The 25,746-nt window shown below is 50.4% G+C and carries 21 protein-coding genes; 15 read left to right on the top strand and 6 right to left on the bottom strand.

The annotated features are described in order from the left end of the window. Nucleotides 1–27: 27 nt before the first annotated feature. Entirely contained in the window at nucleotides 28–3,126 is a 3,099-nt protein-coding gene (locus TX85_RS11265) for a transglycosylase domain-containing protein (protein WP_044479202.1), read from the bottom strand. 397 nt (nucleotides 3,127–3,523) lie between these two features. Between TX85_RS11265 and TX85_RS25370 the strand changes: the two genes are divergently transcribed. Then, on the top strand, nucleotides 3,524–6,133 hold the full coding sequence (locus TX85_RS25370; protein WP_049894905.1) for an EAL domain-containing protein: 2,610 nt from the start codon (nucleotides 3,524–3,526) through the stop codon (nucleotides 6,131–6,133). 59 nt (nucleotides 6,134–6,192) lie between these two features. Here the strand turns inward: TX85_RS25370 and rpsD are convergent, their stop codons facing one another. Beyond that, the gene (gene rpsD, locus TX85_RS11255; protein WP_044479201.1) at nucleotides 6,193–6,792 is read right to left on the bottom strand and encodes a 30S ribosomal protein S4; all 600 of its coding nucleotides are present in this window, start codon (nucleotides 6,790–6,792) and stop codon (nucleotides 6,193–6,195) included. Nucleotides 6,793–7,259: 467 nt separating this feature from the next. On the opposite strand from rpsD, the gene TX85_RS11250 reads away from it, so the two are divergent. The 5 genes from TX85_RS11250 (at nucleotide 7,260) to TX85_RS11230 (ending at nucleotide 12,235) form a co-directional block, all read left to right on the top strand. Then, on the top strand, nucleotides 7,260–9,215 hold the full coding sequence (locus tag TX85_RS11250; RefSeq protein WP_233500686.1) for a sensor domain-containing diguanylate cyclase: 1,956 nt from the start codon (nucleotides 7,260–7,262) through the stop codon (nucleotides 9,213–9,215). 209 nt (nucleotides 9,216–9,424) lie between these two features. After that, nucleotides 9,425–10,216, top strand: coding sequence for a hypothetical protein (locus TX85_RS11245; RefSeq protein ID WP_148444358.1), 792 nt, complete (start codon nucleotides 9,425–9,427; stop codon nucleotides 10,214–10,216). A 141-nt stretch (nucleotides 10,217–10,357) separates the two neighbouring features. Then, complete coding sequence (locus TX85_RS11240) at nucleotides 10,358–11,476, top strand: aminopeptidase (RefSeq protein WP_044479199.1); 1,119 nt, start codon at nucleotides 10,358–10,360, stop codon at nucleotides 11,474–11,476. 77 nt (nucleotides 11,477–11,553) lie between these two features. Continuing rightward, on the top strand, nucleotides 11,554–11,799 hold the full coding sequence (locus TX85_RS11235) for an HPr family phosphocarrier protein (protein ID WP_044480002.1): 246 nt from the start codon (nucleotides 11,554–11,556) through the stop codon (nucleotides 11,797–11,799). Between the two features lie 148 nt (nucleotides 11,800–11,947). Further along, nucleotides 11,948–12,235, top strand: a complete 288-nt coding sequence (locus tag TX85_RS11230) for a YlaN family protein (protein ID WP_044479198.1) — start codon at nucleotides 11,948–11,950, stop codon at nucleotides 12,233–12,235. 64 nt (nucleotides 12,236–12,299) lie between these two features. Here TX85_RS11230 and cax read toward each other — a convergent pair whose 3' ends face one another. Beyond that, complete coding sequence (cax, locus tag TX85_RS11225; RefSeq protein ID WP_044479197.1) at nucleotides 12,300–13,370, bottom strand: calcium/proton exchanger; 1,071 nt, start codon at nucleotides 13,368–13,370, stop codon at nucleotides 12,300–12,302. 156 nt (nucleotides 13,371–13,526) lie between these two features. Here cax and TX85_RS11220 point away from each other — a divergent pair, with 156 nt between their 5' ends. Beyond that, the gene (locus TX85_RS11220; protein ID WP_044479196.1) at nucleotides 13,527–13,889 is read left to right on the top strand and encodes an Asp23/Gls24 family envelope stress response protein; all 363 of its coding nucleotides are present in this window, start codon (nucleotides 13,527–13,529) and stop codon (nucleotides 13,887–13,889) included. A gap of 85 nt (nucleotides 13,890–13,974) precedes the next feature. Here TX85_RS11220 and ftsW read toward each other — a convergent pair whose 3' ends face one another. Both ftsW and TX85_RS11210 read right to left on the bottom strand, forming a co-directional pair. Then, a complete protein-coding gene (gene ftsW, locus TX85_RS11215) occupies nucleotides 13,975–15,231 on the bottom strand; it encodes a putative lipid II flippase FtsW (RefSeq protein WP_044479195.1) in 1,257 nt (418 codons plus the stop codon). Nucleotides 15,232–15,241: 10 nt separating this feature from the next. After that, nucleotides 15,242–15,583 (bottom strand): YugN family protein, encoded by a 342-nt coding sequence (locus TX85_RS11210; protein ID WP_044479194.1) that lies wholly within the window; start codon nucleotides 15,581–15,583, stop codon nucleotides 15,242–15,244. A 210-nt stretch (nucleotides 15,584–15,793) separates the two neighbouring features. Here TX85_RS11210 and TX85_RS11205 point away from each other — a divergent pair, with 210 nt between their 5' ends. The 8 genes from TX85_RS11205 (at nucleotide 15,794) to TX85_RS11170 (ending at nucleotide 23,924) form a co-directional block, all read left to right on the top strand. After that, nucleotides 15,794–16,966 carry an amidohydrolase gene (locus TX85_RS11205; RefSeq protein WP_081671701.1) on the top strand — a complete coding sequence of 391 codons (1,173 nt, stop codon included), beginning with the start codon at nucleotides 15,794–15,796 and terminating at the stop codon, nucleotides 16,964–16,966. A gap of 158 nt (nucleotides 16,967–17,124) precedes the next feature. Continuing rightward, nucleotides 17,125–18,867, top strand: a complete 1,743-nt coding sequence (locus TX85_RS11200; protein ID WP_044479193.1) for a DNA repair helicase XPB — start codon at nucleotides 17,125–17,127, stop codon at nucleotides 18,865–18,867. Beyond that, the gene (locus TX85_RS11195; protein ID WP_044479192.1) at nucleotides 18,818–20,515 is read left to right on the top strand and encodes a helicase-associated domain-containing protein; all 1,698 of its coding nucleotides are present in this window, start codon (nucleotides 18,818–18,820) and stop codon (nucleotides 20,513–20,515) included. Before TX85_RS11200 ends, TX85_RS11195 begins: the two co-directional genes overlap by 50 nt. A 116-nt stretch (nucleotides 20,516–20,631) precedes the next feature. After that, nucleotides 20,632–21,072 carry a YlbF family regulator gene (locus TX85_RS11190; protein ID WP_044479999.1) on the top strand — a complete coding sequence of 147 codons (441 nt, stop codon included), beginning with the start codon at nucleotides 20,632–20,634 and terminating at the stop codon, nucleotides 21,070–21,072. A 39-nt stretch (nucleotides 21,073–21,111) separates the two neighbouring features. Beyond that, nucleotides 21,112–21,375 (top strand): YlbG family protein, encoded by a 264-nt coding sequence (locus TX85_RS11185; protein ID WP_044479191.1) that lies wholly within the window; start codon nucleotides 21,112–21,114, stop codon nucleotides 21,373–21,375. 179 nt (nucleotides 21,376–21,554) lie between these two features. Further along, entirely contained in the window at nucleotides 21,555–21,986 is a 432-nt protein-coding gene (locus tag TX85_RS11180; RefSeq protein WP_044479190.1) for a hypothetical protein, read from the top strand. A 121-nt stretch (nucleotides 21,987–22,107) separates the two neighbouring features. Next, on the top strand, nucleotides 22,108–23,013 hold the full coding sequence (locus tag TX85_RS11175; protein ID WP_044479189.1) for a selenium metabolism-associated LysR family transcriptional regulator: 906 nt from the start codon (nucleotides 22,108–22,110) through the stop codon (nucleotides 23,011–23,013). 47 nt (nucleotides 23,014–23,060) lie between these two features. After that, nucleotides 23,061–23,924 carry a PHP domain-containing protein gene (locus TX85_RS11170; RefSeq protein WP_101781138.1) on the top strand — a complete coding sequence of 288 codons (864 nt, stop codon included), beginning with the start codon at nucleotides 23,061–23,063 and terminating at the stop codon, nucleotides 23,922–23,924. Nucleotides 23,925–23,955: 31 nt separating this feature from the next. On the opposite strand, the gene TX85_RS11165 is transcribed toward TX85_RS11170, so the two are convergent. Further along, complete coding sequence (locus TX85_RS11165; protein ID WP_044479187.1) at nucleotides 23,956–25,725, bottom strand: Rqc2 family fibronectin-binding protein; 1,770 nt, start codon at nucleotides 25,723–25,725, stop codon at nucleotides 23,956–23,958. Nucleotides 25,726–25,746: the final 21 nt, after the last annotated feature.

Below are 25,746 nucleotides of genomic sequence, written 5' to 3'. Positions count from 1 at the left end.
TGCTATAGAGCTTGAGACAGCCATTTTTTAATTCGTGATTTTGGTCGGTGCAGAAGGAGAAGATTCCCCAAGAGCATTCACTGCCGTTACCTGGACCCATCCGCCCTTGTCGCTCATAAAGCTGAATTGTGCGGTGGAGGAGGTGCCAAGCAGATTAAATGGACCTGCTTCATGCTCCGAATAGTAAATATTGTAGCTGATCACTTGATCCGCAAGACTTCCGGACTGCCAAGTTACCGTAATGCTGTTATCATTATTTTGTACGCTGACCTGTCCTGGTGCAGCTGGCGGCAGGAAGATTTCACCCTGCTGTTCTCCGGACGAATCGCTGCCGTTTCCGCTTCCTTCTCCGCCCTCCGAAGCGTCAGGGAAATCAGGCAACCAGTCATTGTAACCGACAATCGCACTTGGTACGGATTCTTTGCCTGCCACGTCAACCGCAGTCACATAATAGGAACTGCTAAAGCCGCCGTTGCCAGGATCCTTGATCACCGTGTCCCCGCCAGTCCGTGCAACGCTTCCTGTGTATTGGAAGGTGTTTCCGTCCATAGACCGATAGAGCCTATAACCTACAACATCACTTTCCGGATTCTTGTCGAAGCTTACAACAGCTGCTCCGCTTGAGCTATCCAGCCTTACATTGGCTGGTGCGGCAGGAGGATTACCGTCGTCAACCCGTGGATCCGGCTTGCCAGGCGCATCTTCTCCGGCATCCTTCGGCATATAAAAACTGAGCGACTTGTGATTCTTCATGACTTTAAAGGCATTTTCCAGCTCTTCAATCAGCGCCTGGATCGGCTTTTCACGCTTCATGACGACCTTTTCGAGAACCATATCCTCAGGTGTGGCCTCTTGAGGGATATAATTGACGCCTTCATAAGTGATGTATTTCATACGGACCAATACATCATCCGGTTCGGTAGGCACGAATTTTGAGTTGAAAATATCTGTAACCGTCTTGCCGGCCTGCCTTGTCAAATCTGTCGGCAGCTTGCCGCTATAGCCGGACACGGTTTTACTGACGATTCCCTCAGGCTTGGCAAATTCGTTAGTCACGAACAGATCGGGGACATTATCGGTCACTTCGTTCATAACGAGCGCCCAAATTTTTCTGGCACGAGATTTACCCTCACTGGAAAGGGTATTGACCGGCTCCTTGTAGCCGATCCAGATTCCCAGAGTCACATCCGGCGTATATCCCATGAACCAGACATCCGCATAATTTTGCGTTGATCCGGTTTTGCCGACCACAGGGATTTTTCCGTATTTGTCAAAATCGCTCTTGATGGACGTCCCGGTTCCGCTTGTGATGACTGTGCGAAGCATATCGGTCATCAGGTAAGCTGTCTGCTTGGAGAACACACGCTGCGGGTCATTCTCGTGCAGGTAGACAACATTTCCATTGGAATCGGTAATTTTAGAGATCATATAGGCGTCATTGAACTGTCCGCCATTGCCGATGGCGGAATAGGCATTCGTCAATTCCTCAACCGATACTCCGTATTTCAGGCCGCCAAGCACCCCGGTTTGCGCAGAATAATCCTGCTCATCCAGAGTAGTAATTCCGAGCTTTTTCGTAAAATCCCATGCTTTATCTATCCCTAGGATGTTATTGAAAATCTTCAGAGCAGGGACGTTGCGAGACTCGTTAAGTGCGGTTCTGGCGGTTACCAGTCCCTTATAGCCTCCGCTTGAATTTACCGGAATGTGATAACCCTTCTGGTAATCGCGCAGGATGATCGGCGAATCGTCGATGATGCTTGCCGGCTGGACGAGTCCTTCTTCCATTGCAGGCAGGATGGCGGCTATCGGCTTCATGGTAGAGCCGGGCTGCCGGACCATTTGGGTGGCATAGTTCATCTGCTCTGTATAGAAGTCCCGACCCTCAATCATGCCCAGGATGGCTCCTGTGGTATTGTCGATCATCATGCCGGCAACCTGTTCCAATCCCTTGGTCTCGCTATAAGGCGAGAAGTTATTCGCATCGTCAGAGATTTTGTGCATGGAGTTATAGACCTTTTTATCAATCGTCGTAAAGACGCGGTATCCACCGGTCAACAGCTCCTGCCTTGCCTCCTCCAGAATCTGAGAATTGCCGGACGCTTCTTCCTTGGTCAGCTCCGGATTGTTGAGCATAGCAATGACAATGGCTGCTTGACGCTCTGTCTCCAGCATCAGGTAAGGGAAGGTATCATAAGCCTTCTTCGTCTGCGGAGCCAGGGAAGACTTAATATCAAAGGCGAGTGCTTCATGATATTGAGACTCGGTAATTTTGTTCTCCTCAAGCATTCGCTGAAGCACCAACCGCTGTCTCTTCAGAGCACGGTCGAAGGCTTCCTGGTTGAATTCCCCCTTGCCGTTGAAGGCCGAATAGGAGGAGGGAAGCTGCGGAAGACCCGCCAGATAAGCAGATTGTGCGATATTGAGATCCTCTAGATTAGTAATATTAAAAATTCCTTTGGCCGCAGCCTTGATTCCATAGACCTGATATCCGTTGGAACCGTTGCCGAACGGAACCTTATTCAGGTAGGCGGTTAGAATCTCATCCTTACCCAAAAAGCGCTCCAGGCGCAGTGCAAGTAGAATTTCCTTGACCTTCCGGTTGTCCGTTTGATCGAGATTCAGAAATACTCTTCGGGCAAGCTGCTGGGTCAATGTACTTCCGCCGGTTTGAATGTCTTCGTTCAACAATCTTTGCTTGACGGCACGAAGGGTTCCCTTGAAGTCGACGCCGATATGCTCCCGAAAATGGTTATCTTCAATCGCGAGAACCGCGTCAATGACGGTTGCGGGAATTTCCTTATAATTCACGGGCCGGCGGTCCTCTTCCGAACGAAGCTGTCCAATCGGCTGCCCGTCACGGAAATATGCAAATCCGGTAATGGTATTGTAATTTATCTTGTTCTCAATATCAGCCTGGGACCGTATAGGCTCCTCCTTTACAAAGGAAGTGACATATCCGAATACAGCGCCCCCGGCGAACAAGCCCCCGGCAATGCCCAGCAGGAAAAGCCATCCGAGAGTTGCCCAGACCCAGCGTCCGCGTTTGCGTCTGCGGGCAGGTTGCGCTTTTTTCGGTTTCGATCTCCGCTTCTTTCCGGAGCTGTTCTCATTCTCTTGAACCATGGATGTTCCTCCTTTTTTACCGTCCCCATTATAGCATAAATTGGCTTTTAAGTTTAGCTTTCGTGCATTTTGGACATCATTCAGCACGAGCCGATGAAGCCGAACGAAGGGAAAGTGGCCGGCCCGAATGTTGAAATTCAATGGTCTGACGGGGACATTTTCCAGGCAGGAAAACGGAAATTTGCCAGGCTTGTGATAAAATAGACAGAATTTTCACTTCTATAGGTCGAAGGTTCTATGAATTTGTGTAATTCTATTGTAGAATTGGATCGAGATCCGATTATCTCACAACTGCTTAACCTAATAGGACAGATTTGTATAAGACCGAATGGACCTTTCAGGCCCCCATTAGGTCTTTTTTTTCAAGCAGGCGGCTTTTTTGGAGGAGGAGTGATGAATGAAAAAGGATAGTGCGGAGACAGACCTGGTCCGGCGGGTGTGTATCGCTGTTTTGATGATGCTGGCGTTCGTGAGCACGTTCACTCGCCCGCATCTTATTTTTGGAATCACCGTCGTTTTTACGAACATTTTTCTTATTGGACTTATTCGACTCCAAGGGATCCGGATGGGTATCCTGGTATCTGCAAGCGCTTATGGAATCATGATTGCACTGAATGCCGCTCCTGCCTTTGTGCTGATCTTTTTCCTGGAACTGCTCTGGATTGCGACTTGTATTCACAGAAATCAAGGACAGATACTGAAGCTTGACCTGTACTTCTGGCTTTTGATCGGGCTCCCCTTAACGGCGGCTTTATTCTTCACAAGCGGCTCCTATACGATGATCGAATTTGCACTTCTGTTTGCAATCACGGTGTCCAACAGCCTGTTTAATATCCTTACAGCCGATATGCTGGACTACTATGTGATGAGAAGAGTCATACCACCTGCAAAAGAATACCGTCCGCCGATTCCGTTCAAGCGCGTCTTATTCCATCTAACGGTCACCACCGTATCGCTCCCCTTCTTGATTAACCTGACCGTTGGTGGCTGGCATTCTATCGATTCCTCCAAGATGAATGCACTCAAGACTTCGGAGAGCACGGCTGAACGTATTTTAAGCGAGCTGGAGCACAGGGGAGAAGAGAGACTTCAGACCGGGGATCTGCAGGAGATTGCATCCCGCTTCGCAACCCCTTCTCCTGACCTGCTCAACATCGTTATTGCAGACAAGGAGGGGGTTGCATTGGCTGCCAGCGATATGAGCTTATATGCAAACTGGAAGCCGATGGAGCCACTGAAGCCGGTCGAGAGCAGGTTCGAGATTGACCTTCCTGAGGAGACCACCCTGCTTCCCACCGGACGCTGGCATGATGCGAATTATGTCTACACAGCATCTTCGGACAAGCAGGAATATCTGATATCGGTCATCCTGCCTGTTATGCCTTATCAGACAGCCATTTTTCTGGAGTACATATATCAAATCCTGTACATGATGGCAAGCGCTTCCATTGCGGTATGCTTGGCTCTGTGTATCAACGCCTGGCTTGAACGAAGCCTAAAACGGCTGGAGCTCAATTCAAGCCGTTTGCCGGTCAAGCTCAGGCAGATGGCTGTACCTGACTGGTCCTCCAGCGGGATTCTGGAGATTGATTCGTTAGCGCATAATTTTAAAAGCATATCAGACGAATTACTGAACAGGTTCGAAGAAATGGAGTCGATAAATAGCCGGTTGCGCGTTTCGGAGGAGAAGCTGAAATATCTTGCTTACTACGATACTTTGACCGGGCTGCCGAATCGGCTAAGGTTTCGTCAGCGGCTCAGTGAAATGATCAGGGATACGGGCTTTCGGGAGAAGATAGCGGTCCTATTTGTCGACATTAACCGGTTTAAAGAAGTGAATGACGCCCTGGGACATATCTCAGGGGATTTGCTGCTGCTGAAGGTGTCTCTTCGTTTTGAGCAGCTTGCTGATGAGCAGTGCGAGGTGTTCCGGCTGGGAGGAGATGAATTCATTTTCCTGTACAAATATATTTCGGATGACGATCTTCCTGAAATGGCCAAGCGGATCGGCAGGCTGTTTGACTCCCCGCTCGAGCTCGAGGGGAATTATATTTATATTACGTTGAGTATTGGAGTCAGTATCTATCCAGAGCATGGGATCAGTCAGGATGAGATCGTCAGGAAAGCGGATATGGCCATGTATGCGGCCAGAGAGAAGGGGGAGGGCAGCTACTATATTTTCAACAGAGACAGAGAGAATGCGATGAATGAAACCGTGCTTCTGGAGAACGGTCTAAGAACCGCTTTGCATGAAGAGCAGTTATATCTGGTCTATCAGCCTAAAGTGAATCCGGTAACAGGGCGAATGAGGGGATATGAGGCGCTCATCCGTTGGAATCATCCCGAACTGGGAGCGATTCCTCCGTCAAAGTTCATTCCGATTGCCGAAGCCTCGGGTGTGATCGCGGATATTGATTTCTGGATGCTCCGGGAAGCATGCAGACAGACGAAGGAATGGCATGAACTTAAGGTCCATAAACTGCCAATCTCTGTGAACCTGTCCACCAAGCATTTCTACCGGATGAACATTGTAGGACGCATACATTCAATCTTGCGCCAGACAGGTCTTGAGCCGCATTATTTGGGGCTAGAACTTACGGAAAGTGTATTTATGAATCAGACTGAACAGGTCGTCGAGGCCTTGCAGGAACTTAAGAGAATGGGAATTGAAATTGTCATTGAGGAATTTGGAACCGGTTATACCTCCTTAAGCAGACTTCGGCATCTGCCGGTTTCAACCGTGAAGCTGGATCGGACCTTTTTTCATAATGGAGAAGATCTTACCGAAGATAACGCCTCTGTAGTGAAAGGAATTGCCGGTCTGGTTAACAGCATGGGGCTCAAGGTTACTGCAGAAGGTATAGAGACAGAAACCGAGCAGGAATTGTTTGTAGAGTTAAATTGTGAGGAATTGCAAGGGAACCTTTTCAGTCCGCCGCTGGACTCCCGAAGCTTCGAAAGGTATGCTGCCGCAGAGCAGGGGCTCCATACTGAAGAAATAATTTAGAGAAGATACATCTTGGAACATAAAGGAACAGCCGTCCACGCGGACGGCTGTTCTCGTTATTAACGGTTGTAGAATTCGACGATTTGCTTCTCGTCGATGTCTTGGGACAACTCGGAACGTTCTGGCAGGCGGATGTACTTGCCTTCCATAGCGTTGTCGTTGTACTCCAGGTAAGCTGGAAGATGCGAACGGTTTTCCAGGGCTTCCTTCACGGAAGACAAGCCGCGGCTTCTTTCGCGAAGACCAATTACGTCACCCAGGCTCACACGGTAGGAAGCGATATCTACTTTCTTGCCGTTCACTGTGATATGACCATGGGCTACCAATTGGCGTGCACCTGCACGGGAATTAGCGAAGCCAAGACGGTATACCAGGTTGTCCAGGCGGCTTTCGAGCAGGGCCATAAAGTTTTCACCGGCAATACCCGGTTGTTTTTGCGCGTGTGCGAAGAGTGTGCGGAATTGCTTTTCACCCAAACCGTACATATGACGCAGTTTTTGCTTCTCCAACAGCTGCATGCCGTAGTTGGAAACCTTTCTGCGTTGGTTAGGACCATGTTGTCCTGGAGGGAAAGGGCGTTTCAAGTCTTTGCCAGTACCGCTCAAGGAAATGCCAAGGCGGCGGCTGAGTTTAAATTTAGGACCAGTGTAACGTGCCATTGTATAGGTAGACTCCTTTTATCAATAATTTTCTGTGTAGGGTTCTACTTGCGCGGGTTTTGTTTGTGCGTGCGGAGGATAGATGTCCGCCCTCCGACAAGAAAGTTCAGCCGCTGTCTTGTCGGCAACAAAAACCGAGAGGGTGCTCGCATGCGTTACGCCCTAATCAAGATCCTATCCTGATCTTTATCAACAATAAATATTATATGAATTAGTGCTATAAAGTCAAGGGCGTAATATGCATGTTCTCCTGGAATTTTGTCGATAGTTCTTTTGTCCTAGGGAAAGCTTGGAAAATAGAGATTTTTTAATGCAAACGTGTTAATTAGATAGTAGAATGGATGTACATAAATTATACGGACAAGCGGCTATCAATTCGTTAATCATCCTGCATCCAGAATCGAAAGGCTTCGAGTACATGACTTCTTCGCTTCTCAAGAGAAGACGAGAGTGAAAGGGAGCTATCTATGGCCAAACATCCCCATGACGATCTGATGACGACATTGCAAGGCAACGCTGGCTTTTCTCTCCAAACCGTAGATTCAGCCCGGACACGTATGGACTATACGGACTGGCTCGAATTCGTGGATATAACTTCTTATGACTATCCTTATATTACACCGCTACTCCTTGAGACCTATGAAGAATGGTCGAAGGAACTGCCTTCGCTTCCGGGCATAGATGAGGTCGTCTGGTTTATTGCCGACTATTCAGGACAATTGCTTCTTCATCAAGAGATGGAGGAGGGCAATCGGGTCGCACGGGATTGTGTGAACCGCTCCGCAGTCGCATCTTCTCTCTCCGAAGGCAGTCACTACCTTGCTGTTCCCTTGCTGTCCAGGCATACCAAGGAGCTGTTTGCAGTGCTGGGCTGCAGGGTCAGCGGGTTGCAGCCGGACAACGCACCGCTCGCACTGTCCTGGGTTGAGATGGCCGGAAGGTATTTTTTGTCGTGCTTTTACAAATTCTTTAAAGCGTTATTTGTCTCGGATGTACTGAGTCTTCAGCACAAGTCAAGCCAGGAGGAACACCGGAGGAACATTCTGTTTCAGGTGGTTCAAAAGCTGCACGATCAAATTGATGTGGATGCCGTGCTTACCGAAGTGTTCGAGCGGATTTCGGGAATGTATCCGGGAGTTGAGGTAGAACTTCTAATGTCCCAGGATTATCTTAGCCGAGACCCGAGGGTTAAATCCTTGCAGCTGCAGGGGGAAGACGACCACATGTGTGTTAGAGCATTTATGCAAGGGAAGATGCTTCGACATGAGTGTCTCAATGAAATGCGGCAACCATGTCTGGAAGTTGCAGTCCCGCTAACCGGAAAGCAAGGAGTATACGGCGTGTTTCATTTAGTGATTCCCCGGGATGATATTGAGGAAGCGGACCTCCGTTTGATTGAAATGTTGGCGGATACGGCCGGTTCTGCCTTTGAAAATGCCAAATTGTACGAGCAGTCCAATCTTCTTGTGAGCGAGTTTCGGCTGATTAATGAATTGACTAAGCGCTTAAATGGAAGCCTTCGTTTGAAGGAAGTATTCAAATTTGCAACAGAAGAACTTCTGTCTATTTTCCATGCGGAATACTGCTGCATCTGTCAGATTGACAGAGACGGCGAGTATTTTGAGGTGATGGCTTGCAATATTCCGGAGTTATCCAAGGAGCATTTTCCTAAGGATTATGGATTCTCAGGTGTGGTCTATTCCACTCGGGAGCCGATGATATTATCAGATTACAAGGCTGATAATAAAATGCAGTCCAAGCTTATGGAGGATACGGGCTCACGGTCATTGATCGTTACCCCGCTCATTGTGAGGGGAGAGGTGATCGGCACCATTATGCTTGCACATCGGAAGGAGCATTTCTTCTCCTATGATAACTATAGGCTGCTGCAAGTTCTGTCTTCCCATATAGCTCTTTCGATTGCGAATGCTTCGCTGCATGCGGAAGTGCAGCGAATGGCTAACCAGGACATGCTGACGGAGCTGTATGCTAGGCGGTATCTGGATGATCGGGTGTCGCAAATGCTTAGGCTTCATGAAAAGGGATGCTTGATTATCGTTGACATCGATTCCTTTAAGCAGATTAATGATACCTTTGGCCACCAGGTCGGTGATCGGATATTAAAGCAAGTATGTGCAATTATAAAGAGTACAGTCCGGAAAAGCGATATTTCAGCCCGCTGGGGCGGGGAAGAACTGGCAATCTACTTACCGGAGGCAGACGTTCATATCGGACAACAAATTGCGGAGAAGATACGTCTGAGAGTCGCCTCCGAGACCGATCCTCAGGTCACCGTTTCCTGCGGAATATCAGGGTGGACACTTGAATCGGAAAAGGTCAGCGTAGAGTCTTTGTTCTATTTGGCTGATATGGCGTTGTATAAAGCAAAAAAGAGCGGAAGAAACCAGTCGTGCGTTGGGTAGTGCGTCAACTGGCAGGAAGCCTGCAGGTCGAATGATGCAGGCTTCTTTTTTTGTATAGATTTTCATGCGAAGGACAGTCTAAGCCTAAATAAACACCGGAATAAGTAAGGAAAAGGCGCGAATATACAAAATACTGAAATACTGATTGGGAAGGTGAAGATCGGATGCGAAAATCTACGATAGGCAGAGTGGCTTGCCTGTACATGGTAATGTTTCTTCTAGCGTCTTGCGGCTGGCAGGAATCGAAAACGGCTGAGGAGTGGTTTGATTTCACCTGGTCCGGACTGGCAGGGATTGATACGCTCAAGTTCAAGGGGCAAGCGGCAGTAGCAAGGGGGCAGCGCTGGAGTCTGGATGAGCAGTTGGGGTACAGCGGCGAGTTGAAGGATCATCAGAAGCTGAGTATGCAGAGCACTCTCCCTTCAACGGAAGCGGGCCAGGACAAGGGGCAGCAGATCGAGGCGGCCGGTACCTCGCAAGCTCAGATTCAGCTTGCCTGGAACGGTGAAACCTGGAAAGTAGCAGATAGCCAAGTCTCCGCGCTCACGGCCGGGCTGTCCAGACTTAATCCGCTGGAACAGCTGGAATCTATTCGCCGCGCAGCCAAGACCATTACCGAGGAGCATGCGGCGGCGAGGGGAACCCGGGTATTGCGTATACAGCTTGACCCGGAAGCCGCGAAGAGGGTATTGAACAAGCAATTGGTCGAGGAAATGGAAGCGGTGCGTACCGGCTGGCAGCGCAGGCTGCAAAACCTCTCGGGGGGTCAGCGCAAAGAGGTGGAATCGGAACTGGAACGGGAATGGTCAAAGGGGAGGAAGCATCTCGACAACATGCTTACTGCTTGTCAGGCAGAAACCGTTTATTATTTGACGATTAACCGGAACACAGGGCTTCCTGAACGTATGACCTCAGAGACCAGGCTGCTCTATACGAATACCCGTGGCATTCAGGAGCAGGAGGCATTGCTTACGGACAGTAAATTTGAATATGGTAAATAGGCTGTGCTGACTTCTGTCCTGTGCCGTGCTACAATGAAATAGATAAATTAACCATTGTTCAACTAAATGTCGAACGGTGTTCAGGCAGCGGGCTCGCTGCGAAAATAGGCGAAAGCAAGTATCTGGAGGAGGCTGCTCTACATGAAAGATCCAAGAATTCAGAAATTAGCGGAGAACCTGGTCGGTTATTCGGTCGATGTTCAACCAGGAGAAAATGTACTCGTAGAGATGATTGGCGACGAGCGCGACCTGCTTAAGGCAGTTGTCGAGGAAATCGGGAAGAAGGGCGGCAACGCTTTTGTGGAGCTGACAGACAAGGCCGTGCAAAGCTCGCAGCTGAAATATGCGACTGAGGAGGGAATCAAAGCCTGGGCTGAATATGATCTGGTTCGCATGAAGATGATGGATTGCTATATCGGCATTCGTGCAGGCTCCAACGTCAACGACATGTCCGACGTGCCAAAAGACAAGATGAAGCTGTATAATTCGCTGTATTCTCACCCGGTACATAGCGAGCAACGGGTAAAGCAGACGAAGTGGGTTGTGCTTCGCTATCCGAATGCCAGCATGGCTCAGTTGGCAAGTATGAGCACAGAGGCCTTTGAGGACTTTTATTTTGACGTCTGCAATCTGGATTATGCCAAGATGGACCGGGCTCAGGACGCATTGTCCGAACTGATGAACCGGACCGACAAGGTACGCATCACAGGACCGGGAACGGATCTGTCCTTCTCGATCAAGGGCATCGAATCCGAAAAATGCTCCGGTCAGAAAAATATTCCTGACGGCGAGGTATACACTGCTCCTGTGCGTGATTCCGTTAATGGTACGATCAGCTATAACGCGGCAACGCTCTATAATGGAATTACCTTTGAAAATATCAAATTCCGCTTTGAGAACGGCAAGATTGTGGAAGCGACCGGCAGTGATACAACTCGCCTGAATGAGATTCTGGATTCAGACGAAGGTGCGAGATACATCGGAGAATTTGCGATTGGCTTTAACCCGTATATTTTGCACCCGATGAAGGACATTTTGTTTGACGAGAAAATTGCGGGAAGTCTGCACTTTACTCCAGGTCAGGCCTATGAGGGTGTAACGGATAACGGCAACCGCTCCTCCATCCATTGGGACCTGGTTCTGATCCAACGTCCGGATTACGGCGGCGGGGAAATTTACTTTGATGATGTGCTCATTCGCAAGGATGGAATTTTTGTCCTTCCTGAATTGGAAGGATTGAATCCGGAGAACCTGATATAGGAGAAATCCCTTGCTTGGAAAGCGGATTCAATGTATCATTGAGGTATGTTTTTAATGTTGCTCACGGAGGGATTACGATGTCGAATAATAATCAGGCTGTAGTAGAAATTGCGCAAACCGCTGGTAAGTACACTTCTTCGATCGTGCTTCAAGCAGACAATAAGTATATCGACGTAAAGAGTATTCTTGGCCTCTTCACTACTTTGGTTAATACGAAAAGCTATGAACTTCATGTTCACGGGCCGGATGCTGATGAAGCCAAGGCTGCCGTATCCGCTGTTTTTGCCAAACACGGTCTGGATGTAAAAGTTGTAGCCGAGTAAGAAGTGCGAGACACTCCTGCTAATAAGCGGGGGTGTTTTTTTTCAGGCTGTAATCGGATGCTGCTTCTTGTATTGGTCTGCAATTTCGTCTAATATTAAGAATAGAATAGATTTGTGGTTTATGCGGAGGATATAGGGGGGGATATACATGACTTCATCTGATTTGCAGGAGCAACTGAATCTCAGGGCATTACATCTTCTGAAGGAAGATGCCGATAAAATAGAAAAGCTGATTGAAGTGCAGATGGAGAATCTGGCTACTCGATATTGTCCTCTCTATGAGGAAGTATTGGATACTCAGATGTACGGCTTCTCCCGGCAAGTCGATTATGCTGTGCGTGTCGGGCTTGTACAGGAGGCCGTAGGCAAGCAAATCCTCAGCAAGCTGGAAAGAAACTTGGCAACGCTGTATGAGGCGCTGAATAATAAAGAATAATCCATCCTAATTCAGGAACAAAGCGCACGATCTCAGAGGATCGTGCGCTTCTTTTGTTCGCCTTTTAGACGAGATAGAACGAGTACCCCAGTATACAATAGACGGCGATGAGCAGCAGTCCCTCATACCAGTTGGTCTGGCCGTCCTGGGTGATGGATTTCGCGATAAAGACAGAGACGCCGATCGCCGCAAGCTCAACAACGGTAAAGACAATATCCATCGGCCTGCCGATCAAGTGGCTGATGAAGATCATGACCGGAGCGACAAACAAGGCGATTTGCAGACTGCTTCCTACTGCAATCTCGACGGCGGCACCAATCTTGTTTTTCATCGCCAGCATGATTGCCGCACTGTGTTCGGCAGCATTTCCGACGATCGCAACGACGAAGGCACCAACGAAAATTTCGCTCAATCCGAACTTGGCGGTGAACGTATCCAGCGTATGAACCAGCCATTCACTGACAAAGGCTACCATGACGGTTGCAAGGACCAAATAGATGATGGAGCGTTGTTTGGACCAGGCAGGAGCATGCTCATGGGGCAGTTCTTCCTGCGCATTGTCCGCAACATCGGCTAGAACATTTTTATGGGTGATCATCGAGAAGACGAGCCACAACAGATAGGCCACAATTAAGATACCGGCTACGACAAGACTGACGGAATTGCGATCTTCTTCGTGCAGCACATGCGTATTAAGGAAGATTGCGGGCACAAACAGGGCGATGATCGCTACGATCATGAGCGAACCGTTCATCCCGGCCAGGGTAACATTATATCTCTGCACTTTATGCTTTAGCCCTCCTGCAAACAGGCTTAGTCCAAGCACGAGCAGAAGATTCCCGATAATCGAGCCGGTGATGCTGGCTTTAACCATATCGAAGAGTCCCTCACGGATCAGCAGCACACCGATAATCAGCTCGGCTGCATTGCCGAAGGTTGCATTCAGGAAGCCGCCCAGACGCTGTCCTGCATAGTGGGCCACGCTTTCCGTAGCCTTTCCCAGAAAGCCTGCCACGAAGATAACGGCAACCGCTGACACGATGAACTCAAGAGTTGCCGGAAAGTGGGCGTAGTGCCCGATGGCGCTGAGTAGAAAGAAGAAGACCAGCAAGCCGGGAGATATGTACTTTTTCACGAATCAACACCTCTGCCTCCTTAAGAAATAGGAATCTAATTCAATATTCACCAATAACGTGAAGATTATAAACGATGGGTCGGAATCGGTCTATAATTTGCGAAAAAAGAGGTTAGGATTTACAATGAAATTAATGAGGTTAAAGGAGGAATGACCATGACCGAGCAATTACAATTAGATATGGGACATATTCGAATTTCAGATGACGTGGTTGCCAAGATCGCCGGAATGGCGGCTCTTGAAACGCCAGGCATTGCTGCCATGTCCGGAGGCTTGTCGGAAGGATGGGCCAAGCGTCTCAGCGGTAAAAATGTACAAAAAGGCGTCACCGTTGAAGTCGGTCAATTGGAAGCCGCAGTTGATCTCAGAATCATCGTACTGTACGAAACCCCGATTCATGAAGTGTGCCGCATGCTTCAGCAAAACGTGCGGGAAGCGGTTGAGAATATGAGCGGACTGAAGATTGTAGAAGTCAATGTCAAGGTTGAGGGCGTTGCCTTCAAGGATGACGAAATTTAAATTCGACAGTAGCAAAAAGACTTCAGGAGAGCTGCATGCAGCGTTCTCCGGAAGTCTTTTTTTGCGGATGCGACTATGGATCATTTTAACTCAGATGGTGGCGTCTGCGGCGGTCAGGCTCAAAGGGCACGGCTCCGGCCGTCTTGACGACAACAGATTTAGTACGCTCCTGTTTGACAGGAATTGACGAATCCCTGGAAATACTAAGCACGATTCCCATGGATACCATCATAACAAGCAGGGAAGAACCTCCATAACTGATGAACGGCAGGGTTACGCCGGTGATCGGAATGGTTCTTGTCACGCCGCCAATATTAATAAATGCTTGAATGGCAATAAGGCCCATGACTCCTACACCCATCAGCGTACCATAGGTAGTATGCGACCGCAGGGATACAAGAATTCCTCGCCAGATAAAGTAGATATAGACCAACAGAAACAGGATGCTGCCGATAAATCCGAATTCTTCACCGATAACGGAGAAAATAAAGTCATTGTAGGCATTCGGGAGATAGTGCAGCTTCTGGATCCCTTGTCCAAAGCCGGTGCCGGTCAATCCGCCGTGACCGATCGCAGTCATCGACTGGATCAGGTTGTAGCCGGAATCCTGAGTATCTTTCCAGGGATCAAGAAAAGCTTGAATCCGATTCAATTTATAACTGCTTTTGGCACTTGTTGTCTCACTCGGGTTGATCCTGTCCCATAGCGTGCTAGCTCCTAAGACGATGCTGGCGCCAAGTATGAGCAAGCCAATCGAGCCCAAAATATGCTTCAGATTTGCCCCGCCTGCAAAAATTAACAGACCAGCCGTCGCTACCAGAATGAAGCACGAGCCGAGGTCAGGCTGCAGCATGATCAGACCGGCAACAAAGCCGACGATCACCATGACCGGAATATAGCCGGTACGCAAATCCCGAAACCGTTCCCCTTTCTTGGAGATCAGGGCGGACAGATACATAATCGTCGTAATTTTCGCAAGCTCAGTAGGCTGAATGCCGAAGGTTCCGACCTTGAGCCAACTGCTGGCACCGTTAATGCTATCGGCGAAGGGAACGATCATCAAAAGGATAATCGCCAGAATAAACACCGGAACAAATAACTTCTTGAACTTCTCGTAGGGGATGTTCATCGTGATTAACATTCCAAGCATTCCTGCAAGACCAAATGCGATTTGCCGCTTGGTAAAGTACATCGGGTCGTTATTAAAGGTCTGACTTACCTGTGCGATGCTGGAGCTGGAGCTGAACACCATGACGATCCCGAATCCAACGAGCAGCAAAGTTAAAATCAGCAGCTGGAAATCGGGAGCGCCGCGTCTCTCCTCTTCTTTGTTGTCCCTCATGATGGCCGGCTTAAGCCTCCAGTAGCTGCTTGAGCTCAGCGAGTCTCGCGCTGGCGGTCTTCATGACCTGAGCGGGAACTTCTGATTCATATTCAAGTCCGTGAGGGAAAGTGGCCCGCCCCATATAGACCGCTTCAATGGCCAGAACGGTATCCGGACGTTCCAGCTTACCCTCAATTGCGCGGGTATTAATCCGCAGGAAGTATTCATCTTGCTCAAACTCAATTTTATAGTCATATGTAGCGCGGTAGTACTCCCATTGCCAACGGATAAAGCCAACCTTTTCGGCGGATTCATCCAAATAGGCCAGATCGCTCTTAAGCCCGTCTAATCCTGAGTTTTCCACAATCATCTTCCTGAAGGCCCCCTTTAAAAGTTCGTAAAAAAGACACCAAAAGTTCTTCTCCCATGATATTATGTTTCCAACGCTTGTGCAAGCATGGGAAAGCCTTGCAGATCGTGAATTTTTCGCTATGGAGCGAGTGCGGAAGCTTGCAGGAAGCCCTGAAGTTTTTCTGCTACAATAAACTACATACATATCTGTAAAGAGGAAGTGGACTGTGTGGACAAGGAAACGCTCGTACAGTTATACCCTGTCATGGTAGGGCACCGCCGCTATCTGCATCGTCATCCGGAGCTGTCCTTCAAGGAAAAGGAAACCTCGGGCTATGTTGCCGGGCACTTGAAGCGTATGGGCATTGAACTTATTACCGGGATCGGAGGAACCGGAATCATCGGGAGAATTCGAGGCGGTAAACCCGGGAAGACCGTGGCTTTTCGCGCGGATATGGATGCCTTGCCGATCCAGGATGAGAAGCAGTGTGACTACGCTTCGCAGGTCCCCGGTGTCATGCATGCCTGCGGACATGATGGACACACGGCCATGCTGCTTGCCCTTGCGGAATACTATTCGTCGCGGCGGGAAGAGGTTGAAGGAAATATCGTATTGATCTTTCAGCCTGCTGAAGAGGTTTGTCCGGGGGGCGCCCGCTCTATGATTGAGGCAGGAGCCCTTAACGATGTAGACGTCATTTATGGAGTGCATCTGTGGACACCCATTCCAATCGGAACGGCAGGCAGTGCACCGGGGGCGCTGATGGCCTCCAACGATGATTTTGTGATTGAGCTGCGCGGCAAAGGGGGGCATGGGGGAATGCCGCATATGGCGATCGACAGCGTGGTGGCTGCCTCGGCTCTGGTGCTCCAGCTGCAATCTATTGTCAGCCGTTCGGTCGATCCGCTTCAGCCCGCAGTATTAACGATCGGCTCGATTCAGGGAGGCATGGCGCAGAATGTGATTGCAGACCGCTGCCGGCTCTCGGGGACGGTTCGCTGCTTCAACGAGGAGACGCGGACCATGATCGCTCGTCTGGTTCGCCAGGTGGTTGAGGGGACTGCTGCAGCTTACGGAGCTGAAGCAGAGATTGCTTATACCACCGGATATCCTAGCCTGATCAATCATAAGCAGGAGTACGATCGCTTTTATTCCATTGCAGGACCGGAAGCAGGCCTGAAGCCTGTACTGGCTGCACCTATCATGCCAGCCGAGGATTTTGCTTATTACTTGAAGGAAGTGCCCGGATGCTTTGTACTGGTTGGAGCGGGCAATAAGGACAAGGGGATCATCTATCCCCATCATCACCCGAAATTTGATATCGATGAAGAGAGCATGCTCCATGCCGCGACCCTTCTGGTTGCCATGAGAGAAGCGTATTGTCTGGAGAATAAAGCTTAAAGAACGGAATGCAGGCATACCTTGCATGAGTACCGGACGCATAAAATTCCTGCTTTGCCGGAATGATATACCTCAAGGAGAGAAGTTCGCGGTTTGCAGCCGGCGAGCTTCTTTTTTAAATTGGCTACGCCTCGAACCTTAAGGAGGTATTCTAACCCGTGAACCAGAATGGTGCCTGTATCGTGCAGCGGGACTTCACTATCTTGCTGGAGACGGATCATCCGGGATTTGAGTATGCGAGGGATTGTCTGGGAAGATTTGCGGAGCTGGTCAAGAGCCCGGCGGGCTTCCATACATACCGCATTACCCCTTTGTCGCTTTGGAACGCTGCTGCGGGAGGCAGCCGTCCTGAGGATATTTTAGGAATGCTTCGCAATATGTCTCGTTGGGAGCTGCCTCAAAGCCTTGAGCTTGAAATCGGAGAACACATGTCCAGATATGGGCTGCTCAGGCTGGGCAGAGCCCCGGAAGAACATGACAGGCTCCTGCTCAGCAGCAGCTCTGCGCGGCCAGGACTTCTCCTCAAGCTGCTGGGCGATAAGAAGAGGGCTTTCCAATTGCGTTTTACAGAGGATAGCTCCGACTCCTTAACGTTCCCTGCGAAATGGCGGGGAGCTATGAAGCAGGAGCTTATTCGCATGGGATATCCTGTTCTGGATCAAGCGGGATATCATCCAGGCCAAGCCTTGCCGCTTCAACTTGCCTTCTCCTCTGGAGCAGGCGGATTTATGCTGCGCCCGTATCAACAAGCGGCGGTGGAGGCTTTCACGGGGTCAGAGGGAGAAGGCGGAGGCGGAAGCGGGGTCATTGTTCTTCCTTGTGGAGCAGGAAAGACGATCGTTGGACTGGCGGCCATGGAGAGGCTGCAATGCGAGACGCTGATTTTAACCTCTAACGTCACATCTGTCCGCCAATGGATACATGAGATCGGAGCAAAGACGACATTGCCGCGAGAATCCGTTGGCGAGTATACCGGTCTCCACAAGCAGATCACTCCGGTTACCGTGTCCACGTATCAAATTTTGACTCACCGTGATCGGGCCGGCAACGACTTCAAGCATATGCGATTGTTTGGGGAGCGGGACTGGGGTCTGATTATTTATGATGAGGTTCATCTCTTGCCGGCCCCTGTTTTTCGCGCCACGGCAGAAATCCAGGCGACCAGAAGGCTTGGGCTGACCGCAACGCTTGTCCGTGAGGATGGCTGTGAGCAGGATGTGTTCTCATTGATTGGACCGAAGCGGTATGAGCTGCCGTGGAAGGCTCTGGAGGAGCAAGGCTTTATTGCAGAAGTTGAATGCAGCGAGCTACGCATACCGCTCCCGGACAGCCTTAAGGATTCATATCTGAAGGCGGCGAACCGGGAAAAGCACCGGATAGCAGCTGAGAATCCAAGAAAGCTGGAAGTCATCCGGAGGCTGCTGGCGCGCCACGAGGGCAGCGGCATATTAATTATCGGACAATATTTGGAGCAGCTGCGGCTGATTGCCGAAGAGCTGGGGGTTCCTTTAATCGCCGGAAATACGTCTCAGGAAGAGCGGGTTCAGCTTTTTGACCAGTTCAGACAGGGGGAGATTCCTGTGCTTGTTGTATCGAAGGTTGCCAATTTCGCTGTGGATCTGCCTGATGCCTCGGTTGCGATCCAGATATCAGGGAGCTTTGGATCCCGTCAGGAGGAGGCACAACGCCTCGGGCGTATTCTTCGTCCCAAGGCGGACTGGCGAACGGCGCATTTTTATACCATCGTCTCGGAAGCGACGAGCGAGCAGGATTTTGCCCGGAAACGGCAATTATTTCTTATTGAGCAGGGATATCAATACGGAATAGTTCTGGAACAGGAGGGAACAGGGGATGATAGAGTATCTGTATCGCCGTTTCGCAGGACTTCCGTTCACGCTTGATCATGTGAATGGAGCGGCAGCAGGCAGAGTGAGCGGGGCTGAGCTGCGCGCATTGATTCCGGGAATGCTCCGAAGCGGACAGCTTATCGCTATGAAGAGGAGTCGGGATGAAAGAATCTACTGTATCTCCCGCTCCGCCATTCCGGGGATTTGGGAAGAGCTAAAGCCCGCAGCACCAAAAGCGAGGGACGGATCAATGGCAAGGAGGATCAAAGAGCCTGGAAACGGGCTGGCTGCTGATCTGTTCCGCACATTGTCCTGGATAGGGCAGCAGGGCTTTCTTCCGTTCACCTCGAAGGGAACGATTCATCGGAGAACCATCGATAAGCTTCATGAAGTCATAAGTCTGCATGAGGAAGATTTGTCGGCCCTGGGGTTGCAGCATCCTCACCAGACTTGGTGTCCGCTAGGGCTTGCAGTTGTTTTGGACATGCTGCTGTCCCTTGGCCTGTTGTCTCAAGACCAAGACAGCTCCTGTCTAACGGTTGCACCGGAACAGCTGTCTGCCTGGCTCGCCCTGGATGCATCTGAACGGGATACAATTCTTCTCCAGGAGCTGCTGGATCGCTATCTTCCGGACGAGCCGGGGATATGGCATATCGCTTATCGGCTGGTACAGCCTGATCTGGCCATGGCGCACTGGTATTCAGTCGATAGTCTGCTCCAGTCGCTGCTCGAGAGCGGCCTGATCGCGAGGGTTGCCGATCGCGAGCAGAGCTGGCTGTATGGCTGGCTCTTTGCCTTGAGCGCATTCGGTTGGCTGGAGCTTGGGAGGGATACTGAGGAGGATTTAATATTTCGCTGGTGCAACAGACCTAGGCTAAAGGGTGAATTCCTTGCAGCAAGGGAACAACATAGCAATCCTGCCGGAGAGCCGGGGGGACGCTGCTACGTTCAGCCTGATTTCGAGATTCTGGTTCCTCCCGACGTCTCCCTTCATATTCGCTGGGAGCTGGAGTGCTGCTGCGAATGCCTGGTTAACGATAGAATGACCGTCTACAGATTGACCCGGAGCCGGGCGGTCCATGCTTATCAGCGGGGACGAACGCCACTTGATTTGCTGGAGCTTTTGACGTCATGCTCCCATGGGGTTCCCGGCAACATTGCGCAGGTCCTTACGGATTGGGAATGCGAATTCGGGGGTACTGAGCAGCATCAGCTCACAGGCGAGGCCGGACAATCATTGGCCCTGAATGAGCGAAAACAACCCGTTTTGCTCTATCCGCGGATTAAGCCGGGTATGCACGGCAGCGGCACATTTGCGACAAGGCACGACGCGGCATGGATCAATCAAGGCTTCAGAGCATATCTTTATGAACCTGCCACCGAGATCCCGGGGGCAGAGGAGCTATTTCCAGGAAGAAGCCGCGTTCCTTCCATGTGGATTAGAGAGCGGAGGCAGTATCATGACTCGACGGCCCGCAGCCTGATGGATCAAGCCATGCTCTGGCGGACAGGGGTAGAAATGAATTTGAAAAGCGGAGAATGCGCGGTGTTCCTCCCTGTTCAAATTACTGGAGAGCACAGGTGGATGGTTCGTGGAAACCTTGTAAGGGGAGAGTCGCAAGATCGGCATGTTGAAGAGGGCATCCTGCTTACACCGGATCAGTGGGAGGAGATAGGTTTGCTCCTGCCGCTGATCAATTAGCAGCAGGATGGATACGGGAGCTTGCTGCCTTCTTCCGCACATAGACAGAGTATGGTATGATGATGAAGTCTGCATCATTGCAGATAACCATTTTACAAAGAATCGAGATGAAATTCATGAGCGTAATGGAATCCCACACGGTCGACATGGCCGAGCTGTTGATTAACGCCTATGAATTAGGCGATATGATAAACAATTCCACCGCCGTCTCCGATTATTTATATTGGAAGCAACGGGTGGAAGCCGATCGGGATATTCAGGCCCTGGTCCGGAAGCTGGATGCTCAGAAGGTATTATTTGAAGAGACACAGCGTTTCGGCCATTTCCATCCTAACTACCATGAAGCCAAGGATAAGGTGACAGAGGTAGAGGTGGAACTGGAGCAATTCGAAGCGGTTAGAAGATTCAAAGCAGCCGAGAAGGAACTGGACGACATATTGCACCAGATGTCGGAGACGATTGCCTACGCGGTCTCCGAGAGTATCAAGGTGCCGAGCAATGATCCTAATGTGAAGACGGGCGGCTGTGGAGGCGGCGGAAGCTGCGGATGCGGCTAAGGCCGTCTTAGAACTTCCGTGGATTGGAGAGGGGACAGCATGTTTCCAGAACGTACAGGTTATATCATTTGGGTAAGTGATTTGAAAGCGGCAAGAAATTTGGATAAATACGGGAGCGTACATTACTTATCCCGCCGAATGCACTATGTTGTGATGTATGTGAACGCGGACCGTGCGGAGGAGACGATGAAGAATGTGCGCAAGCTTCCTTATGTCCGCAAAATTGAACGCTCCTATCGGAATGAGATTAAGACGGAATATTCCAAGGATGTTCAGGATAAAACCCAGTATTACGGATTGTGATGAGTTTTACAGCTTTTATAGGCAACGCCAATGCAAAGCGGCCCTTCAGGCCGCTTTTTCTATATATTTAGATAAGTTTGCACAAAAAATACGATGAAGTCTTGTCGAAAGATAGCCAGTGCTGTAATATAATAGGTAATTATACTTAGTCTTTAAGACCTAACATTGCGAGGTGCGGCATGAGGGAAAAAGGCACGGCACTGAAGAGCGGCGCTATACATATTCCACTGGGTGACAAACGGGTGGCAGACATTGTCATTACACATCATGCCGAAAGACGTTATGCGGATCGAATCGGTCAGGGTGACAGCGGGGTTCATGAGATAGCCAAATGGGCATGGACTTGGTTGAGGGAAGGCAGGATCACCCCTTATTACCGAAATGAGCAGGATGTATATCTTGTCGATGATGATCTGGTGATGGTGGCTGAATTTGCGGACTTGCCGGATCAGTTTGATGAGGCGGGACGTCCGCTTCATCGGATGATTGTCGTCACCTTTTTGGGGCGAATGTCAGAGACGATCGAGCTTCGTGATCTGAAATCCTATTATTCCTGGCTCCGTCATTCCAGACGAATGACCTTGATGAAGAATACGCGCAAACGGAGATAGAGACTTGATGAATAGCGTGCCCGCAGGCGCGCTTTTTTGTGTTTATGCTGTGTGTTTATGCCGTTTGTCGTTTCGGGGATAGAAATGATATTGTATAGGCAGTAAAGGAGAGATCGGTGACATGCCTTTAAACTATCATCAACTGCATATTTTCTATCTGGTGGCCGAACAGGGAAGCTTCTCCGCAGCCGCCCAGGCGCTGCATATGACCCAGCCAGCGGTGACAATGCAGATTCAATCGCTTGAGGACTATTTCGGGAGCAAGCTGCTGATCAGATCGACCAAAAAGCTGGAGCTAACCGAAGCAGGGAGAGCGCTGCTGCCTTATGCCAAGGATGCCATCGGGCTGATGCGCAGCACAGAGGAAGCGATGGCGGCCTTTGCCACCAAGCTTCAGGGCAGACTGCAGCTCGGAGCGAGCTTGACGATCGGAGAGTATGTGCTGCCCCGTCTGCTTGGCCCCTTCGGAAAGCAGTACCCGGATATTTCCATTGCATTAAAAGTCATGAATACGGCGCAAATTATGGACGAGATTGCAGGCCATCAGTTGAATTTCGGACTAGTGGAGGCGCCGGTCCATCATCCGGATATGATATCCGAGCCGGTTATGGCGGATGAACTGAAGCTGATTGTTCCTTCGGGCCATCCGTTAACAGCACGAGAGCGGATTACCTTGGATGAGGTCGTGACTTATCCATTTGTCCTGCGGGAAAAGGGATCAGGTACACGCCAAGTGATGGAGACCGAGCTGATAAGGCTCGGGTTTCAGCCTGACCGGCTGGATGCGACGATGGAGCTGGGCAGTACGGGTGCCGTAAAATCAGCAGTAGAAGCGGGGCTTGGCATCACCATCATCTCGCCCTCCTCGGTTAAGCATGAACGCGAGCTGGGACTGGTCGAGGTGCTTGATATCGAAGATGCACGCTTCAAACGGCAATTTTACTCCGTTCACTTGAAGTCCATGCTTCTGCCGGGCTCGGCGGTTACCTTCTTGAATTATTTACGCGAACAAACATTGACTGTATAGGCAGGCTATTGCAGAGCACAGTAGCTGCAGGTAAAGGAGTAGAAATGATGGAGACAGAGACAAAGCGATATGATATGCACACCCATACCCGTGCGTCTGACGGTATGAATTCCCCTTCGGAGCAGGTTCGCTTGGCTGGAGAACGAGGTCTGGCGGGCATCGCGATCACAGATCATGATACTGTGGCCGGAGTGAAGGAGGCGCTTGAGGAAGGGAGCCGGCTTGGCATCGCCATCGTTCCCGGTGTGGAGATCAGCACCCGTGCCAAGGAGAAGGACATTCATATTCTGGGGTATTATCCTGATATCGATAATGAGCTGCTGCAGCAGCGTCTGGCTAGTCTGCGTGCAACCCGCGACTCACGGAATGACCTGATGATTGCCAGGCTGCAGGAGCTCGGCCTTGAGATTACCCTCGACGAGGTTATTGCTGCTATGGGCAGACCGCTGCGGAGCGGGGAGAGCCTTGGAAGACCGCATATTGCTGATGCGCTCGTCCATAAGGGCTACGCGAGAGATCTTAGAGACGCGTTTGACCGTTATCTTGCGGAAGGCAAGGCGGGCTATGTTTCTTTACCCCGTATCGCGCCGCTTGAGGCGATGGACTGGATCAGGGAGGCAGGCGGGGTGGCTGTTATCGCTCATCCGGGATTATATGGCGATGACCGGCTGGTGGAGGAGATCATTCTGCAAGGACGGCCGGATGGGATTGAAGTATACCATTCCGATCATGGCCCGGATGAAGAGAAACGTTACATGGCATTGGCAATGAGACACGCCCTGATTCCAACGGGCGGCTCCGACTATCACGGGGTCCGGCAGGGCGAGGTGTTTCACGGAGAGCTGGGCAGCAAATACGTAACGGCTGATATCGTGCAACACCTGCAGAAAAAAGCCGCTTCCCGTTCTTAGGGGGAAGCGGCTGGAGCTGCACGTGACTATTTTATTTCTTAACCGTGCTTGGCAAATTCTTGATTAACTGTTCATCCGGAGTGATGAACAAAGTACGCTGATGATCGTAAATAACAAATCCAGGCTTTGCGCCGTTTGGCTTGCGGACATAGCGGATCAGCGTGCAATCGACAGGTACGCTGCTGGACGACTTGGCCTGGCTGAAATAAGCGGCCAATTGAGCGGCCTCATTGAGCGTAGCGTCGCCAAAGGTCTGACTGCGGATCAGCACATGGGAGCCTGGAATATCCTTGGTATGCAGCCAGGTATCGTTCGGACTGCCGAGCCGATTCGTTACATATTCATTTTGCAGGTTGTTTTTTCCGACATAGATCTCAATTCCCTCGGAAGAGGTGTATACATGCAGGGTAGGCTTATCCTGCTTCTTTTTCTTCTTTCCCTTCTTGCTCCGGTCCCGCAGGTATCCTTGCTGGATCAACTCCTCGCGAATTTCATCGACATCATTCATCGTCGCATAGGATAGCTGCTGCAGCAGCTCGTCCAGATATCGAATTTCCGAGCGGGTCTTGTTCATCTGCTCGTCGATTACGGCGAGGCTGTTTTTGAATTTATTGTACTTCTTGAAGTAACGTTGGGCATTTTCCGATGGAGTCAGCAGCGGGTCCAGAGGAATGGTCTCCACTGCCTGGTTCTCATCATAATAGTTAACGAGCTCAACGGATGGATCGCCCTTCTTAATGCTATGCAGCGAGGATAGGAGCAGCTCGCCCCGAATCCGGTACTGCTCGGCATCCTCCGCTTCGGCCAGATCCTTTTCCAGATTGGAGATTTTCTTCACGTTTTTATTGCGTTCATTTTGCAGGAAGCGCAGCAGATCGCTGGTCTTCTGCTTAACGGTATCCCGGAGCGCTTTTTCCCCGAAATACTCCTCCATACAGGCGCTGATCGAGTCGAATTCCTTGCGATTTTCCTGAATCAGACTAAGCCGGACAGCAGAAAATACACTTTTCCCCTTGGCATTATCTCCGATCATGGGTTCGTACTGATGCTCTCTTGCCTCTGCAGTCAGTTCCGAAAAGGCGTTCCAGAGCTTATCTGCGTCTACAGTCTGTTCCACTCCATCGGCTCCCGGCTTGCTGATGCCAAAGGCACGCCAATAGATTTCCTCTGCGATGAGGGGACTGAATCCGCTGTATGCAGCGACGAGCCATCCGGAATGGGCGGCATTTCCTTCTTCCACTGCATTTTTGAATGCAGCGAGGAACTGTTCTTTGCTGCTATCCAGCGGATGGATCTTATCCTGCGCAGGGGGCTCTGTATAGGTAAATCCCGGCATAACGACCCGATAGCTGCTAATAGCCGGGGTCACATGATGTATACCGTCCAGCTGCACCTGTGTTGCCGGGTCGAGCAAAATAATGTTGCTGTGCCGTCCCATCAATTCGATAACGAGACGCTTTAGAGACACATCTCCCATCTCATCGCGTTGGCGAACCTCAATGTGAATAATCCGCTCTAATCCCGCTTGGGAAACCGACTCAATGGTTCCGCCCTCACAGTACTTCCGTAACAGCATACAGAACATCGGCGCCTCCTGGGGATTCGGGAAGCTCTCTTCGGTGAACTGGACCCGCGGATAGGTAGGATTGGCCGATAACAGCAAGCGGCGTCCGCTGCCGGCTCCCCGCAGCTGGATTACGATATCGCTCTGGGAAGGCTGATGTATTTTGTTGATGCGCCCGCCGACGATGCTTTGCAGCTCCCGGACGATAGCGCGGGTTACGATTCCGTCTAATGCCATGACATAAGTTCTCCTGTCTAT

Origin of the sequence: Paenibacillus antibioticophila (genome assembly GCF_000455265.1) — a bacterium.
Classification (GTDB): domain Bacteria; phylum Bacillota; class Bacilli; order Paenibacillales; family Paenibacillaceae; genus Fontibacillus; species Fontibacillus antibioticophila.
This window is presented reverse-complemented; position numbering and strand designations above follow the sequence as displayed.

What these genes read in the sequence shown, in the direction of transcription:
- TX85_RS11190 (WP_044479999.1), top strand. Translation starts at nt 20,632, where the DNA reads ATGAGCGTAATGGAATCCCACACGGTCGACATGGCCGAGCTGTTGATT.
- TX85_RS11220 (WP_044479196.1), top strand. Translation starts at nt 13,527, where the DNA reads ATGACCGAGCAATTACAATTAGATATGGGACATATTCGAATTTCAGAT.
- TX85_RS11250 (WP_233500686.1), top strand. Translation starts at nt 7,260, where the DNA reads ATGGCCAAACATCCCCATGACGATCTGATGACGACATTGCAAGGCAAC.
- TX85_RS11195 (WP_044479192.1), top strand. Translation starts at nt 18,818, where the DNA reads ATGATAGAGTATCTGTATCGCCGTTTCGCAGGACTTCCGTTCACGCTT.
- TX85_RS11180 (WP_044479190.1), top strand. Translation starts at nt 21,555, where the DNA reads ATGAGGGAAAAAGGCACGGCACTGAAGAGCGGCGCTATACATATTCCA.
- TX85_RS11165 (WP_044479187.1), bottom strand. Translation starts at nt 25,725, where the DNA reads ATGGCATTAGACGGAATCGTAACCCGCGCTATCGTCCGGGAGCTGCAA.
- TX85_RS11235 (WP_044480002.1), top strand. Translation starts at nt 11,554, where the DNA reads ATGTCGAATAATAATCAGGCTGTAGTAGAAATTGCGCAAACCGCTGGT.
- TX85_RS11245 (WP_148444358.1), top strand. Translation starts at nt 9,425, where the DNA reads ATGTTTCTTCTAGCGTCTTGCGGCTGGCAGGAATCGAAAACGGCTGAG.
- TX85_RS11185 (WP_044479191.1), top strand. Translation starts at nt 21,112, where the DNA reads ATGTTTCCAGAACGTACAGGTTATATCATTTGGGTAAGTGATTTGAAA.
- TX85_RS11265 (WP_044479202.1), bottom strand. Translation starts at nt 3,126, where the DNA reads ATGGTTCAAGAGAATGAGAACAGCTCCGGAAAGAAGCGGAGATCGAAA.
- TX85_RS11240 (WP_044479199.1), top strand. Translation starts at nt 10,358, where the DNA reads ATGAAAGATCCAAGAATTCAGAAATTAGCGGAGAACCTGGTCGGTTAT.
- TX85_RS11170 (WP_101781138.1), top strand. Translation starts at nt 23,061, where the DNA reads ATGGAGACAGAGACAAAGCGATATGATATGCACACCCATACCCGTGCG.
- TX85_RS11210 (WP_044479194.1), bottom strand. Translation starts at nt 15,583, where the DNA reads ATGATTGTGGAAAACTCAGGATTAGACGGGCTTAAGAGCGATCTGGCC.
- ftsW (WP_044479195.1), bottom strand. Translation starts at nt 15,231, where the DNA reads ATGAGGGACAACAAAGAAGAGGAGAGACGCGGCGCTCCCGATTTCCAG.
- TX85_RS11230 (WP_044479198.1), top strand. Translation starts at nt 11,948, where the DNA reads ATGACTTCATCTGATTTGCAGGAGCAACTGAATCTCAGGGCATTACAT.
- TX85_RS25370 (WP_049894905.1), top strand. Translation starts at nt 3,524, where the DNA reads ATGAAAAAGGATAGTGCGGAGACAGACCTGGTCCGGCGGGTGTGTATC.
- TX85_RS11175 (WP_044479189.1), top strand. Translation starts at nt 22,108, where the DNA reads ATGCCTTTAAACTATCATCAACTGCATATTTTCTATCTGGTGGCCGAA.
- rpsD (WP_044479201.1), bottom strand. Translation starts at nt 6,792, where the DNA reads ATGGCACGTTACACTGGTCCTAAATTTAAACTCAGCCGCCGCCTTGGC.